Source organism: Bacillus sp. SRB3LM, assembly GCF_015712745.1.
GTDB classification, from domain to species: Bacteria; Bacillota; Bacilli; order Bacillales; family Bacillaceae_G; genus Bacillus_A; species Bacillus_A thuringiensis_K.
Map to the genome: position 1 here is coordinate 66,348 of NZ_VWVQ01000078.1, position 15,837 is coordinate 82,184.

Sequence of the window (15,837 nt, forward strand, 5' to 3'; positions counted from 1 at the left end):
ATTCTTAGTTTGTATCACATGACCAAATGAATAGGATGATGTGCATTCTTTAGTGCCAGGCAATTTTTTCTACTTCTCCCTGTAAGTCTTCTTGTGTAGCTCTTACATAAATCATCGTGGTATTCAAGTTATCGTGTCCCATAATTTGTGCAAGACGATGTAATGGTGTGCGTTCAGCCATCACATAACCAAAGCGATGCCTTAAATCATGGGCACTAAATCCTTCTAACTTTGCAAGTCTAATATACTTCTGAAGAATATGGCGGATCGCTCTTTCTTGTAGGCGTTTTCCTGTTTTAGAAGAAGGAAACAAATAACTCTGTGAAATCTCACTTAATCTGATATGTTCTTCTAGTGCACAACGAGCTGTACTATTCAAAGGCACTTCCCTCTGTTTATTTCGTTTTCCAGATCGAACAACAACATAGCCGCCTCTTTTTTTCATGATAACATCCTCTATTTGAACATCACAAACTTCCATTGAACGAAGGCCAGTATGAAGCATAAAAATAATCATTGTCCTGTCACGTAGTGTGCCGTATTTTTCAACGGCATGCATTAAAGTGGCTTCTTCTTTATCTGACATGCGTTTGGGACTCGTTTTTTCTGTTGGTACAAACTTAATTGATTTTGAATAATTTGTTTGTACCAGTCCTTTTTGCTTAGCCCAGTCAAAATAACGTTTGATTGAATTAATGCGCCGGTTAATCGTAGAAGGTTTTAGTAATCTTGTAACTTGCATATGCTCTCGATATCGAGCGATAGTGCGAGCGGTAACTTCTATTGGATGAAAAAGAGTATCCTCAGCATGTTTTCCCCACACATTTTCAAACCAAAATACAAAATCTTTTAAATCACTCGTATATTCTTTTAGTGTTTTTGTATGCAAATCTCCTTCTTGAGATAAGCTAGAAATAAAATCGGAAATCAAAGATGTTGCTTGTATAGAAATTGTTTTAATAGAATGCATAAATACCTCCTCTTTTATTGACTTACATTAGCGGACATGCTATTTTAATCTTATCAATTTATATTAGCGGACATCAAACATTTATTTTCCCACACTTCATGTCCACTAATATTAATTAGTGGACATTCAAAATAAAACTGAAGGTAGGTGCACCACATGGCTATTCGTAAAGATGAGTTGTATCAATTGATAGATCGTCTTGACCGACAAGATGAAAAAGCAGCGTTTGATTTTTTAGAATTTCTTGTTCAACGCTCAAAAAAGAAACCTAACGATTGGGAAAAAATTGATATGGCGGATTCAGATCATGAACCATTGTCTACACAAGAAATAGAACAACTAAATAGTGAAGAAGGATATGTATCAGGGGAGGACGCAAAACGTGAATTCGGACTACAAATTGATTTACCATAAGTCCGCGGTGAAATTTATTGCAAAGCAAGAAAAAGGAATACAAAAAAGAATTGCTGAAGGATTGAAGGGGCTTCTTGAAATCCCTCCTGAAGGAGATATTAAAAGTATGAAGGGTTACACAGATCTATATCGATTACGGGTTGGAACCTTTCGAATTTTATTTGAAATAAATCATGATGAGAAAGACATATACATACAAGCCATTGGAAATCGTGGTGACATCTATAAATAGTACTTACATGCATTTTTAAAAAGGAAGATGGTCATCTCCCTGTCAAGTAGACAGTAATAAAAAGAGTATTATGCCACGGCCTTTTCCCGATATTCTATCGGGGAAAGGCCGTGAAGTTTTTCTTGGAATCTTTCTGTATTATAAAACTGAATATATTCTTGAATTGCTCGGTAGGCCATTTCATATGTTTTTGGGCGCACTAAATACAACTTCTCTGTTTTTAAATGTGAGAAGAATGATTCGATACACGCATTATCAAAACAGTTTCCACGTCTAGAATGACTACCGACAAATCCTAATTTCTCTAACTGTTTTGCGTAGGATTTAGATGTATATTGAAACCCTTGATCTGAATGGAAAAGGGGCTTAGTAGTTAATGACTTCCCTTCTAATTGACGTAATGTAGTTAAAACCAAATCTAAATCATTTCTTGAAGATAGCTTCCAGGCAACAATTTCATTGTTGTATAGATCTAACACAGCTGACAAATAGGCAAATTGTTCTCCGATTCGTACATAAGTAATATCTGTTACGAATTTTTGGTTTTGCTTTTCAGCTTGAAACTCTCGATTCAAATGATTTTTAAATACCACAGATGTTTTTCTTCCATAAAACGGACGTTTTTTTCGAATGATAGATTGAATACCCAGCTCTCTCATAAGACGACGAACACGTTTATGATTCATTACCATTCCTTCTCGAGCCAAAGCACGAGTCATACGTTTATACCCATAGTAAGGGTGCTGACGATGAATAGATAAAATATGTTCTTTATGCCACCTATCCCTTTTCTGACGTAAACGCTGCACGTTATGATATTTCCGGGTTCTGGTGCAAAATTTTTAAAATATTTGAAAACGATCTTCCCAACTTGGTCATACTGGTACTACGACTTTAAAAAAGGTGCGTGATTAGTATGGAAAAAGAAAATATGTTTAAGTGGAAACATTATCAACCGGATATTATTTTGTTAACGATACGTTGGTACCTGCGGTACAATCTTAGCTTTCGCGATTTGGTGGAAATGATGGAGGAAAGGGGTTTATCCCTTTCTCATACAACGATTATGCGTTGGGTTCATCAGTATGGGCCAGAGTTAAATGAGCGTATTCGAAAACATTTGAAGCCAACAAATGATTCCTGGAGAGTGGATGAAACATATCTAAAAATCAAAGGAAAGAAAATGTATTTATATCGTGCGGTGGATTCCGAAGGAAACACAATTGATTTTTACTTAAGTCAGAGACGAAATGCAAAAGCTGCCAAACGTTTTCTAAAGAAAGCTTTGGCAGCTTGTCATGCGAAAAAACCTCGTACAATTACGGCCGATGGCGATAAAGCTTACCCAGTTGCGATATGGAAATTAAAAGAAGACAAGTACCTACCACACGATATTCCACTTCGTGTGAAAAAATATTTAAATAACATCATTGAACAGGACCATCGGTTTATCAAAAAACGCATCCGAAATATGCTTGGATTAAAATCATACCAAACAGCTAGAAAAATGATAGACGGAATAGAAGCTATGTATATGATCAAAAAAGGACAAACTTATCAAGGGGCGAGGTCTGTCCAAAAACAGAATATCTTTATTAATCAACTGTTTGGATTAACAGCATAAAAAAGATTCCGGTAGGAATCCTAGCTTTTTGTTTCATTTATCATTTATTTGCACCAGAACCTTTAGGTTTTCACTTCAAAAACTAACCTTCTTCCCTTTTATTGCATATTGTATGTGTATATACCTAACTGAAGAAAGGAGGATTTCTCACATGTTTCCGAAATCCCCTACAAGGCAAATGTATCCGAATCCAGGGCAGCAACCTTATACACCATATCCAATTCCACAACTACCACCAATGGCACAAAAAAAGAAAGGTTTTCTTGCCAAGCTTTTTAAAAAACACGATCCAACCGAGCCTTTTATGCAAATGGTTCCACCTTACCGACAAATGGAAGGGCAACCGATGATGCATCAGCAACCACCGTCGCCGCCGCAATATCAACAGCAATATCAGCAGCAATACCACCAACAATATCCGCAGCAACATCCACAATATCAACCATACATGCAGCAACACCCTGAGCAAATGATACCGCCTCAAATGTATGAATCAAATGAAACGCGCGGCGGCGCAACTACAGCTGCGGCAACAGCAAGCAGTGGCATCGGCAGTTTTTTTTCGAACTTAATTTCGAATCCAACTAATATGATAAATAACATCGAAAAAGTATCCCAAGTCGTTCAATCTGTAGGTCCTGTTGTCGAACAGTACGGTCCTATTATGCGTAGTCTACCAAGCATTGTTAAAATCCTCACCTCTGGAAAAAGCACGGAAGAAAATCAAACAGAAAATGTAACAGAGCCAGTTGAGGTAGAAAGTCCGCCTCCTGCACGTCAAAAAAAGAAACGAAAACGAAAGAAAATAGTGATTGAACCTGTAATACAAAAAGAGTTACCGAAAGAACCAGTTCAACAAACAGCAACAAAACCAAAACTATATGTGTAACAATCCTTTGTTTTCTATCCACTCCTCCTTTATAATGTAAAAGACTATGCACAAAAGTATCCCTTGTTTAGAAGGAGAGGATTACTCATATGAAAATTGTTAAAATTTCCCCTCGTGGTTATTGCTACGGTGTTGTCGATGCAATGGTAATTGCACGTAACGCCGCATTAGATAAATCATTGCCGAGACCCATTTATATTTTAGGTATGATTGTTCACAATAAACATGTTACAGACGCTTTTGAAGAAGATGGAATCATCACATTAGACGGTCCAAGTCGCTTAGAAATTTTAGATAAGATTGATTCTGGTACTGTTATTTTCACAGCACACGGTGTTTCTCCAGAAGTTAAACAACGCGCAAAAGAAAAAGGTTTAACAACAATCGATGCCACTTGCCCAGATGTTACCAAAACGCATGATCTTATCGAAGCTAAAAAAGCGGAAGGATATCATGTCATTTATATCGGTAAAAAAAATCATCCTGAGCCAGAAGGCGCAGTTGGTATTGCACCTGACATCGTTCACCTTATCGAAAGAGCCGATGATTTAAAAACATTAGAAATCCCAACAGATAAAATTTTAGTAACGAATCAAACAACGATGAGTCAATGGGATGTTCAACATTTAATGGAGGACATTCAAAAAAAATTCCCAACAGCAGAATTCCATAAAGAAATTTGTTTAGCAACTCAAGTTCGCCAAGAAGCTGTCGCTAAACAAGCTGATGTTGCAGACTTAACAATTGTTGTTGGTGATCCGAAAAGTAACAATTCAAATCGCCTAGCACAAGTATCACAAGAAATCGCGGGTACAAAAGCATATCGAGTTGCTGATGTAAGCGAAATTCAATTAGAGTGGCTACAAGGTGTAGAAAACGTAGCTGTCACAGCAGGTGCTTCTACACCAACGCCGATTACAAAAGAAGTTATCGCGTTCTTAGAGCAATATAATCCAATGAATCCCGCTACATGGGAAAGAGTTCGAAAAGTACCGTTACAAAAGATATTACCTCGCGTAAAGGTGAAAAAAGAACAATAATAAAAACCGTTGCCCTAATGGAGCAACGGTTTTTATTTTTCTTATACAAATGTGAATGGATCTGTATGTAACTGCGAAGCATGAATTTGAACATTGAATTTCTTTGCATCTACTTTTTCTTGCAGTTGCTTTTGTACACCTTGCTTCATTACTTTTTCAACATTATGTCCTGGGTCAACTATATTTAAACCAAGCATCATCGCATCATGAGCAACATGATAGTACATGTCACCAGTTACATATACATCTGCTCCTTTAAATTTCGCTTGGTTTATATATTTATTACCATCTCCACCAAGTACAGCTACTTTACGCACTTTATCATCTAACTTACCGACAACTCTTGCACCCTTAACATCTAATGATTGTTTCACATGTTCTGCAAATTGACCAAGCGTCATTTCTTCTTGTAAATATCCTATTTTTCCTAAGCCTAACGTTTCACCTTTATTATCAAGCGGATACACATCGTATGCTACTTCTTCATAAGGGTGCGCCGTTACCATTGCTTTAATCACTTTTCGCTGTAATGAAGCTGGAATAATCGTTTCGATTCGCACTTCTTCTACACGTTCTAACTGTCCAGTTTCCCCGATATAAGGATTTGTCCCCTCTTGAGGTACAAATGTGCCTGTACCCTCGCTACTAAACGTACAGTGGCTATAATTGCCGATATGACCAGCACCTGCGTCTCCTAATGCTTTCCTTACTTCTTCTGCATGAGTGACTGGCACAAACACAACAACTTTTTTCATTTCTTCTGCATATGTTGGTGCCAAAACTTCTGTATTTTGCAATCCTAACGCCTCAGCAAGTAAATCATTTACCCCGCCCTTAGCAACATCCACATTTGTATGCGCTGCATAGATTGCAATATCATTTTTAATACACTTTTCAATAATTTTCCCATACGCCTTATCTGTATGAATCGCTTTTAACGGGTTAAAAATTAAAGGGTGATGAGCAATAATGACATTTGCCCCTAATTGAATCGCTTCTTCCACAACTTCCTCCGTTACATCTAAAGTAATCAATACGTGCTGCACAGGTTGATTAAGCGCTCCAATCTGCAAACCAATCTTATCACCTTCCATCGCTAAATGCTTTGGATACATACTTTCAAATAAAGAAATTATTTCATGACCATTCGGAATTTTACTCATGATAAAATCTCCCCTATCATTTTCATTTTCGCTTCTACTTCTTCACGTTTCGCTTTTGTTTCTTCAGAATCAGTCGCACGTTCTAACTGTTTTAAAATATTTTGGAAGTTTTTTAATTCTCCTTCCCATTTTTCAACAAAAGCTTCACTTTTTTCTTTTATTAAAAATGGTCCCATAAACAATTCAGCTTGTTTATTTTCAGAATAAGGCAACGCGATGTTTCCCCGCTCCCCTACTAGAATTTCATAAATTTTTCCATCTTCTTTTACGATTTTTTCATGGATAAGCTCCCATCCATTCTCAATAAACCATTCACGAATGTGATGCGCTGCAATATTCGGCTGTAAAATTAAACGCGTTACACCTTTTAATTTTTCTTTACCACTTTCTAAAATATCACGAATTAACGCTCCACCCATCCCAGCAACCGTAATTACATCTACTTCTCCTGGCGCGATAACAGCTAATCCATTCCCTTTACGCACATCTATCTTATCTTGTAAGCCACTTTCAGCTACAGTTGCTTGTGCAGAGCGGAATGGTCCATCTACAACTTCTCCTGCAACTGCTTTTGTAGCAATATTATTTATAATTGTATAACACGGTAAATACGCATGATCCGATCCAATATCAGCAACTGTAGATCCTACTGGTATTTCACGCACAACTTCTTCTAATCGTTTTGAAAGCTTTACTTCATTCATGTATTTCCATTACTCCTTCTCTTGTCAGTCTGTCTCCATGATAATGAATTTATAGTAGTTGTTGCAAGCCCATAACAACAATTCATCACTCTATCATTCATCGTATTTTAGAAAATATAGAAAAACAAGCCCTTTGCATAAGCAAAAGGCTTGTCATACGGAACTTTATTTTTTCTTCGATAACCAATCAGCTACTTTAGCAGCTTGATCAGCTGGAACTATATTGGCAGGCATATTGCCTTTTCCTTTCGAAAGAATTTCTTTAATTTCATCCTTTGAAAGTTTCCCACCAATTTTTTGTAAGTTAGGTCCAACTGCCCCTTGTAACTGATCACCATGGCAGCTCGTACAGCTTTGCTTCACAATATCCTCTGGTTTTGATGCTGTTTGTGCTGGCTTCCCACCATTTTTTGCATCAGCTAACTCTTTAGATTTATTTAGCCCCTGAAATGAAAATACAAACATAACGATAATACCCAATGCTGCAATAAGAGCGAACGGAATCAGCGGATTACGTTTCATATCTCTTCTCCCCCCTCTATACCCCTAAATAGTTAGATGATTCAGTCATTTATATTGTACTTGAAAACGCTCTATCAGAAAAGAGCAAACTACTACTTGTTAAAAATATTCCATAAATTCAGTTTATTGTTTTTTATTGTCATATCGCTTATTATTTCGATAATTATTAACGTTTCTCATCATATTTTTCGCTTTTCTACATATATTTTTGTATATAATAAACAAAATTAATCGAAAAATCGAAAAATGAGCATTTGCAAATCAAAAGACAATTCTGTAAAATAAATTACAAGAAATTGTAATCGTTGCCCACAGCTAAATTTTAACAAAAATTAACAAAATAAAAAAGTTTACTTCACAAAGGTGAAGTAAACTTAAAAAATAACCTATTCTAAGAAATCCTTAAGACGCTTACTACGGCTTGGATGTCTTAATTTGCGAAGTGCTTTTGCTTCAATTTGACGGATACGCTCTCTCGTTACGCCGAATACTTTCCCAACTTCTTCAAGCGTACGAGTTCGTCCATCATCTAAACCGAAACGAAGACGTAGAACATTTTCTTCACGATCTGTTAGCGTATCTAACACATCTTCTAATTGTTCTTTTAGCAATTCATAGGCTGCATGGTCCGCAGGCGATGTTGCTTCTTGGTCTTCAATAAAGTCACCTAAATGGGAGTCATCTTCTTCACCAATTGGTGTTTCAAGAGAAACTGGCTCCTGTGCAATTTTTAAGATTTCACGTACTTTTTCTGGAGCAAGATCCATTTCCTCACCAATCTCTTCAGGAGACGGTTCGCGACCTAAATCTTGTAATAATTGACGTTGTACACGAATTAACTTATTAATCGTTTCAACCATATGAACTGGAATACGAATTGTTCGCGCTTGGTCTGCAATGGCACGTGTAATAGCTTGGCGAATCCACCAAGTTGCATACGTACTAAATTTGAAACCTTTACGATAATCGAACTTTTCAACAGCTTTAATTAGACCCATATTACCTTCTTGAATTAAGTCTAAGAAAAGCATACCACGGCCTACATAGCGCTTTGCAATACTTACTACAAGACGTAAATTTGCTTCTGCAAGACGACGTTTCGCTTCTTCATCGCCTTCTTCAATACGCGTTGCAAGTCGAATTTCTTCTTCTGCAGATAGTAAGTCTACACGACCAATTTCTTTTAAATACATACGAACAGGATCGTTGATTTTAACCCCAGGTGGTACACTTAAATCATTGAGGTCAAACTCTTCTTCTGTTTTTGAAATTTGGCGATTATTAGGGCCTTCTTCGTTGTCATTATCACCAACTAAGTCAATGCCTTGTTCACCTAAATATTCATAGTATTCATCCATTTGATCGGATTCAATTTCAAATCCATTCATGCGTTCTGCAATCTCTTCATATGTAAGAACGCCACGTTTTTTTCCGAGCTCAGTGAGTTGTTCTTTCACTTGCTCAAGGGTCATTTCAGTTTCAATTTGTTTAGAACGAGCTGGTTTGTCAGCCATCTGTTCCCCTCCTTACGCGAGATACAAACATTCATTATACTAAAAATTTATCAAAAAAGCTATTTTCTCGCTTTTTGATTTTGTAAATATGCTACATAATATTTAGCAGCCTCTACAGGATCTGTTTTTTCCATTTGTTTCACTTTAAAGATGATCTCCATCTTTTCAAGTTTTTCCTGATGCCGTCTAAGCGTCTCCAAATGGCCTTGCAACACTTCTTCAGTGTATTCTGGATTAATAAATTCATCCGTCGAAATATCAGTGATAATATTTTTCAACTTTTCATCAGAGAGCCAACTTAAAAATGTTCCGACTGAAGGTTCATTTCCCTTTTCATAATATGCGTATAGTTCATATAAAATCCCTTTATGTTCTTCTGTATGAAAATCTTCTATATGGGATTCCATACGAACAGCTACTTCTGCACTTTGCAACATATGGTAAATAATTTCTCTTTCCGCTCTTTCAAAACCTGTTAACTTAGGTTTTGTTTGAACGACTTGAGACGGTTTAGCAACCTGCTTTATTTGTTTTTGCTGTACCTTTTGTTCTTTGCGATATTGGTGCAATTGGTTCAAAAGTGTTTCCATTGAATACGAAAATTCTTGCGATAATGACTTCAAATATGACTCTGCCTGCATCGCATCTTGTAACAACGATAACTCTTTTAAAACACTTTTCACATATTCTTCTTTGCCAGACTCATCTTGCAAATTTTTCCCTAAACGCAAATAATTTATTTTAAAACCAACAAAACTCACACTTGATTTCACAAGATTTTCAAAAGCAGTAGTGCCATATTGTTGCACATATTCATCAGGATCAAGCTTATCTGGCAAGGATGTGACTTTCACTTGGCAACCAACTTTTAGCAATAATTGCCCTGCTTTCATCGTCGCTTCTCGCCCTGCTTTATCACCATCATAGCAAAGAACAACAGTTTCAACGTTACGTCGCAGAAGTTTTGCTTGTTCTTCAGTTAAAGCTGTTCCCATTGTCGCAACAGCTTCTTCCACACCACTTTTTACCGCAGCTAGCACATCGGCATATCCTTCAAAAAGAACCACCTGCCCACGCTTTCTAATAAACGGTCTTGCTTGGTGAAAGTTATACAACAATTTACTTTTGTGAAAAATCGGCGTTTCAGGGCTATTTAAATATTTCGGAGTGTCATCTCCTAACGCCCTTCCACTAAATGCTATTACCTTACCTTGTAACGTATAGATCGGGAACATAACTCTTCCGCGGAAGCGATCGTAATGACTACCATCCTTCTCACTTCTTATTAGAAGGCCAGCTTGTTCCATACTAGACAGCGATAAACCTCTTTTTTGTAAAATTTTCGTCGCTGCGTCCCAAGCAGGTGATGCATAACCAATTTCAAACTTCTCAATCATTTCTTTCGTAATACCACGGTTTAATAAATATGAAAGTGCTTCATTTCCCTCTTCCGTATTTACTAATAAATGATGATAATACTTTTTCAATAATTCATGAGCTTGCTGCATGATGACAGTGTCATCAGATATGTCTTCTTGTTGTCCTTGCCCTGATGTGTACTCTGCAACCGCAATTCCATTTCTTTCGCCTAGCTTTTGAACAGCCTCGGTAAAAGCCAGTCCTTCCATTTTCATTAGAAAGGAAAATACATTTCCACCTTCTCCACATCCGAAGCAATGAAAAATTTGCTTATCGGATGAAACAGAGAATGAAGGAGAGTTCTCACCATGAAATGGACAAAGGCCGAAATAGTTACGCCCCTGTTTTCTAAGTTGAACGTATTCACCAATGACTTCTACAATATCGGATGATGTCCGAATTTGTTCAACAACTTCTTCGGGAATTCTGTTCCCCATAACTCCATCTCCGTGTCGTATTTTGTATTCGATATAAATTAAAAAATTCCTTTATAATTCGACAATATTTTTCTAAACTTGTTAGAAAGTGTTGCCGATTACATTGTATAAACGATTTTGAACCTTCCTACAGGTCCTTTATATGCATAAATCGCATATACATACTTGCTATATAAAATTGTATACATTTGCTCATCTGTTACAAATGTATCTCTTAGAAACAATACATATAGACCTTTTTACAAGAACAGTAGCAAGCCACATATACTGTTTGACCTTGAGATCTGTAACTTTTTCATGTTGATCCATATAACAATCAACTACATTTTGTTCAGTATCTACAAAGATCCAATTGCCTTGCTATTTTCCAAAAGGATGAGCATATGATGCGACAAACAAAATTCCGACATGAAATTCCGCTCCAACTTGCACAACTTCAGCCTTCACGGGACATACATATACACCAACTGATATGTTGTTGATGTTTTGCATATTTCTGTATTCTACATCCCTTCTGTGAATCCTTCCATAATGTGCGTTTTCTTGTATAGATTTTGTCGATTTAACGTAATTACATGTCTTTTTCGTAAATCCTATCCCTAGTTTATTCTGAAAAATTAAAGTCTAAACGTAAAATATAGGTTTTTATCACAATTTTTTATTATAATATATTTTCTTCAACTACGCTACATATCCCTTTATTTTTTCATCTTACATTTCAGGATGACAAACTCACACCTTGAATATACTAAAAGACAAAGGAGTATAAGTATAACCATTACAATACAATCTATTACAAAATCCATAGGTGTCATATTTCACACGAGCGAAAAAAGCACATTCACCTTTGGTAAATGTGCTAAAACATTTTTTGGTTTTGCACTGCATTCACAATAATATTTGCTGTTTCTTCAATCGCTTTATTCGATACATCGATTACTTGGCAATTTATTTTACTAATTACTTCCTCAAAGTGATCAATTTCTTCTTGAATACGATTAATATTTGCATATGTTGCTCCGTCACTTAATCCAAGTGATTTTAATCGCTCTTTTCGAATATGATTTAACTTATCTGGCGTAATTTTCAAACCGAAACATTTTTCTTTTGCCACTTGATATAGTTCTTCAGGTGGGTCAACTTCTGGCACGAGTGGTACATTCGCAACTTTCAAGCGTTTGTTATGAGCTAAATATTGGGAAAGTGGTGTTTTTGATGTACGCGAAACACCGATCAACACGATATCTGCTTTTAAAATACCTCGTGCATCTCTGCCGTCATCATATTTCACAGCAAACTCAATCGCTTCAATCTTTTTAAAGTATTCTTCATCTAACCTACGGACAACACCTGGCTCATATCTCGGCACTTGCCCCGTAATTTCTTCAATTTGATCAATAAGAGGGCCAATAATATCGTATGCCTCTACCCCTTCTTTTGCAGCCTCTGTTACTAAATACTGGCGCATATCAGGCTTAACTAACGTAAAACATATAAGTGCTTGATTACTCTTAGCAATCGAAATCACTTCTTTTAATGTCCCTGTATCTTCTACATACGGTACACGTCTAATATCAGGAGCAAACGGGAATTGCCCCATTGCTGCTCGAACAACCAAATCAGCCGTTTCCCCTACAGAGTCAGATACGACATATACGATTTTATTATCCATTACATTACCTCACTTTAAACAAATTACACTTATTCGTTATTTACTAAATTTACAAACGCACGTGTAATATTTGTTTTTGTAATTCGCCCAATCACTTCTAAACCTTGTTTCGTATCTTTTACAACTGGCATTGCATCAATCTGTCTTTCTATTAATTCCATCGCAATATCATATAAAGAATCCTCTCTACGACACATCGCAATGTTTGGCATCCTTGTCATGATAATATTAACCGGAAGAGAGGTTAAATCCTGCTTTCCTAAGCTCGCTCTTAATAAATCTTTACGAGACACAACACCAACTAATAGAGTCATCTGATCTACAACGAACAATGTACCAACGTCCTCTAAAAACATCGTACAAATTGCATCGTATACGGAAACATTTTTATCAATTACAACCGGTCTAGATTGATAATCTTGTACTTTAATTTTCTTAACAGCTTCAGATAATAGCTGCCCCCCAGTTTTACCCGTATAAAAATAACCTACGCGTGGACGTGCTTCTAAATAACCAGCCATCGTTAAAATTGCTAAGTCTGGCCTTAGCGTCGCACGTGTTAGACCCAATTGTGCTGCAATTGATTCCCCTGTAATAGGACCGTGATCTTTTACAATCTGAATGATATGTTCTTGCCGTTTATTCAGCTCTATGATAATCACCACCTTTAATGCACAACGAAAAAAGTTATACTATCTCTTAAATATTATATACTAAATATGCTATTCGAAAAAGAAAGTATGTAAAAAGGACCGTATACGGTCCAAAATTATATTTGAAACTTATCAAGTTGTTCTAAAAAACGTCTTGATTTCAAATAAATTCCGCAATATTCATCATAATATGTATTCAATACTAAACGCATTTGTTTTTTTGTGCTATCCTTTACCGATACATTTCCGAGCCTATGTAAATCGAAATGGAAGAAAAGACGTAATAATTTATGAACAGCTTCTCCTACCGGTATACGATATGGGTCTTGCTCTGCATGACGTGAGCACAGAAAACCGCCTTCCCTGACGGAGAAGGCGACAAAGTCTGTTTCTTGATGACAAATCGCACAAGTATCAAAGTACGGGCGCATCCCTAATACTGGAAGCATTTTCGTTTGATAAATTAATGATAATACTTCTGAATCAACACCCTCACACATATAATGCAACGTTTGATATAACATTTCAAATAAGTACGGATTATGTTTTTTATCTTCTGTTGCTTTATCAGTTAACTCAACAATAAATGATGCATAAGCAGTTAAAAATATATCCTCGCGAATTTCTTTCATAGTTGAAATAATCTCGCCTTGTTGCAATGTTCCAAGCCCAGATCCCATTTGAATAAGAAAATGGCCATGTGTCATTAATTGCGACACAGATGCTAATCGGCTTTTCGGTTTTTTTGCTCCTCGTGCCATTGCACTTACCTTACCAAGTTCTCTTGAGAATATTGTAACAATCTTGTTCGTTTCTCCGTAATCTGTCGTACGGATAACGATGCCCTCAACTTTTTGAAACATGTTCGTCACCATCCAAGGTTTGAACAAAACGGGTCAAGAAATTGGAGAGTCTAGATGCGCTAGCTCCTCTTCATGTTGATCCATCTCATCGTTTACGTCTTTTTCCATTTCTTTCAAAAGCAAGTACGTTTCAATGCTTCCTGTTTTGGAGAAAAACTTCCAGGTAAAATCTAGCATAAGAATCCACCTTTCTCAATAAGCGTAGCCTATAAACCAATTTCCTTTGTTGTTATTAAATTGACCCATTTTGTCCATTTTCATGTGAGAAAAATTTTTCCTAATTTATCAAAGTTCATAAAAACCAATAATCAGCGGATGAACCAACCATCCACTGATTACAGCTTGACTCTATTTTAGTACTCATCCTCGCGGAAACCTAGGTCACGAAGCTGAGACATTTTATTACGCCAATCTTTTTGCACTTTTACCCATACTTCTAAAAATACTTTAGAACCAAGTAGCGCTTCAATATCAAAACGAGCTCGTTTACCAACTTCTTTTAACATTTTTCCTTGTTTTCCGATGATGATTCCTTTTTGTGATGCACGTTCAACAACAATCGTTGCATTTATATAAACTGCCCCACCCTCACGCTTTTGAATCGCATCGATAACAACAGCCACAGAATGCGGTACTTCTTCACGTGTTAAATGTAGTACTTTCTCACGAATAAGCTCTGCAATAATAAATCTCTCCGGATGATCCGTTACTTGATTATCTGGATAGTATTGTGGTCCTTCTGGTAAATACTTTTTAATTGTTCCAATTAAAGCGTCCACATTATTACCGTCTAACGCAGAAATTGGTACAATCTCTGCAAACTCATGTAGTTTACGATATTGATCAATTAACTCTAGTAATTGCTCTGGATGAAGTTGGTCAATTTTATTAATTACTAAAAATACTGGTTGTTTCGTTTCTTTTAATTTCTCAATGATGAATTCCTCACCACGACCAAAGCCTTCGACAGCATTAACCATAAACAGAACGATATCAACTTCTTTTAATGTCGTTTGCGCCATCTTCACCATGAAGTCGCCTAGTTTATGTTTAGGTTTATGTATTCCTGGTGTATCAATGAAAATAACTTGTGCATCATTTTCTGTATATACACCTTGAATTTTATTACGAGTCGTTTGTGGCTTATCACTCATAATAGCAATTTTCTGGCCGATAATACGATTTAAAAATGTAGATTTTCCAACATTCGGTCTGCCAATAATAGAGACAAAACCTGATTTATAACCTTTTCTATTCATGTAAATCCTCCGCTAAAAATGCTCCTGGTAACAATTCTCCGACTGTCGTCTCTTGAACGTCACCATGTAAATTTGATAAGTATACTTTCGTATCCTGTTTACATAATTCTACCATAACTTGTCGACATGCTCCACAAGGAGGTACTGGGCGCTTTGTATCTGCTACAACCGCAATGGCTACAAATTCTTTATCTCCTTCAGAAACCGCCTTAAATAAAGCTGTTCTTTCAGCACAATTACATAAGCCATATGATGCATTCTCAACATTACACCCACGATATACTTTTCCACCGCGCGTTAATAATGCTGCACCTACTTGAAATTTAGAATATGGTACGTACGCTTGTTTACGCGCTTCGATTGCTTCTAGAATTAATTGTTTACTATTCATATTCCCGCATCCTTCCTGTTCACAGCTATGAAGAGATACACTCTCTCATTAAAGGCCCTTACGGCACTTCC

At 36.6% G+C, this 15,837-nt stretch carries 17 protein-coding genes and 1 pseudogene; 5 read left to right on the forward strand and 13 right to left on the reverse strand.

From position 1 onward, the window contains the following. Positions 1 to 49 precede the first annotated feature (49 nt). Positions 50 to 970, reverse strand: a complete 921-nt coding sequence (locus tag F3I02_RS24005; RefSeq protein ID WP_196478496.1) for a tyrosine-type recombinase/integrase — start codon at positions 968 to 970, stop codon at positions 50 to 52. 156 nt (positions 971 to 1,126) lie between these two features. Between F3I02_RS24005 and F3I02_RS24010 the strand changes: the two genes are divergently transcribed. Together F3I02_RS24010 and F3I02_RS24015 are read left to right on the forward strand one after the other, a co-directional pair. Further along, entirely contained in the window at positions 1,127 to 1,384 is a 258-nt protein-coding gene (locus tag F3I02_RS24010) for a hypothetical protein (RefSeq protein ID WP_196478497.1), read from the forward strand. Beyond that, on the forward strand, positions 1,353 to 1,616 hold the full coding sequence (locus tag F3I02_RS24015) for a type II toxin-antitoxin system RelE family toxin (protein ID WP_196478498.1): 264 nt from the start codon (positions 1,353 to 1,355) through the stop codon (positions 1,614 to 1,616). Before F3I02_RS24010 ends, F3I02_RS24015 begins: the two co-directional genes overlap by 32 nt. Before the next feature lie 68 nt (positions 1,617 to 1,684). On the opposite strand, the pseudogene F3I02_RS24020 reads toward F3I02_RS24015, so the two are convergent. Further along, positions 1,685 to 2,440: pseudogene (locus F3I02_RS24020) on the reverse strand (IS3-like element ISBth8 family transposase); the annotation flags it as partial. Between the two features lie 92 nt (positions 2,441 to 2,532). Between F3I02_RS24020 and F3I02_RS24025 the strand changes: the two are divergent. From F3I02_RS24025 to F3I02_RS24035, 3 genes are all read left to right on the forward strand, one after another. Next, the gene (locus F3I02_RS24025) at positions 2,533 to 3,240 is read left to right on the forward strand and encodes an IS6 family transposase (RefSeq protein ID WP_196478272.1); all 708 of its coding nucleotides are present in this window, start codon (positions 2,533 to 2,535) and stop codon (positions 3,238 to 3,240) included. A 151-nt stretch (positions 3,241 to 3,391) separates the two neighbouring features. Then, positions 3,392 to 4,129 carry a VrrA/YqfQ family protein gene (gene vrrA / locus F3I02_RS24030; protein ID WP_196478499.1) on the forward strand — a complete coding sequence of 246 codons (738 nt, stop codon included), beginning with the start codon at positions 3,392 to 3,394 and terminating at the stop codon, positions 4,127 to 4,129. A gap of 89 nt (positions 4,130 to 4,218) precedes the next feature. Beyond that, positions 4,219 to 5,169: a 4-hydroxy-3-methylbut-2-enyl diphosphate reductase gene (locus F3I02_RS24035; RefSeq protein WP_000706662.1), complete on the forward strand. Its 951-nt coding sequence runs from the start codon at positions 4,219 to 4,221 to the stop codon at positions 5,167 to 5,169. A gap of 41 nt (positions 5,170 to 5,210) precedes the next feature. Here the strand turns inward: F3I02_RS24035 and F3I02_RS24040 are convergent, their stop codons facing one another. From F3I02_RS24040 to F3I02_RS24090, 11 genes are all read right to left on the reverse strand, one after another. Further along, positions 5,211 to 6,332, reverse strand: a complete 1,122-nt coding sequence (locus F3I02_RS24040) for a Nif3-like dinuclear metal center hexameric protein (protein ID WP_196478500.1) — start codon at positions 6,330 to 6,332, stop codon at positions 5,211 to 5,213. Then, positions 6,329 to 7,036 (reverse strand): tRNA (adenine(22)-N(1))-methyltransferase, encoded by a 708-nt coding sequence (locus F3I02_RS24045; RefSeq protein ID WP_001006535.1) that lies wholly within the window; start codon positions 7,034 to 7,036, stop codon positions 6,329 to 6,331. Before F3I02_RS24045 ends, F3I02_RS24040 begins: the two co-directional genes overlap by 4 nt. A 165-nt stretch (positions 7,037 to 7,201) precedes the next feature. Further along, positions 7,202 to 7,558, reverse strand: coding sequence for a cytochrome c550 (gene cccA, locus F3I02_RS24050; RefSeq protein ID WP_000828141.1), 357 nt, complete (start codon positions 7,556 to 7,558; stop codon positions 7,202 to 7,204). Positions 7,559 to 7,944: 386 nt separating this feature from the next. Then, positions 7,945 to 9,072, reverse strand: coding sequence for an RNA polymerase sigma factor RpoD (rpoD, locus tag F3I02_RS24055; protein WP_000764065.1), 1,128 nt, complete (start codon positions 9,070 to 9,072; stop codon positions 7,945 to 7,947). 59 nt (positions 9,073 to 9,131) lie between these two features. After that, positions 9,132 to 10,928 carry a DNA primase gene (gene dnaG / locus F3I02_RS24060; protein WP_000528221.1) on the reverse strand — a complete coding sequence of 599 codons (1,797 nt, stop codon included), beginning with the start codon at positions 10,926 to 10,928 and terminating at the stop codon, positions 9,132 to 9,134. 859 nt (positions 10,929 to 11,787) lie between these two features. After that, positions 11,788 to 12,600, reverse strand: a complete 813-nt coding sequence (locus F3I02_RS24065) for a pyruvate, water dikinase regulatory protein (RefSeq protein ID WP_000368944.1) — start codon at positions 12,598 to 12,600, stop codon at positions 11,788 to 11,790. Positions 12,601 to 12,629: 29 nt separating this feature from the next. After that, the gene (gene ccpN, locus F3I02_RS24070) at positions 12,630 to 13,262 is read right to left on the reverse strand and encodes a transcriptional regulator CcpN (protein WP_000583756.1); all 633 of its coding nucleotides are present in this window, start codon (positions 13,260 to 13,262) and stop codon (positions 12,630 to 12,632) included. 107 nt (positions 13,263 to 13,369) lie between these two features. After that, on the reverse strand, positions 13,370 to 14,116 hold the full coding sequence (gene recO, locus F3I02_RS24075; protein WP_000487011.1) for a DNA repair protein RecO: 747 nt from the start codon (positions 14,114 to 14,116) through the stop codon (positions 13,370 to 13,372). 33 nt (positions 14,117 to 14,149) lie between these two features. Further along, positions 14,150 to 14,293: a YqzL family protein gene (locus tag F3I02_RS24080; RefSeq protein ID WP_000883924.1), complete on the reverse strand. Its 144-nt coding sequence runs from the start codon at positions 14,291 to 14,293 to the stop codon at positions 14,150 to 14,152. Between the two features lie 176 nt (positions 14,294 to 14,469). Beyond that, complete coding sequence (gene era, locus F3I02_RS24085; protein ID WP_001080229.1) at positions 14,470 to 15,375, reverse strand: GTPase Era; 906 nt, start codon at positions 15,373 to 15,375, stop codon at positions 14,470 to 14,472. After that, entirely contained in the window at positions 15,368 to 15,766 is a 399-nt protein-coding gene (locus F3I02_RS24090) for a cytidine deaminase (protein WP_001086285.1), read from the reverse strand. The genes era and F3I02_RS24090 overlap by 8 nt, the downstream gene beginning before the upstream one ends. Positions 15,767 to 15,837: the final 71 nt, after the last annotated feature.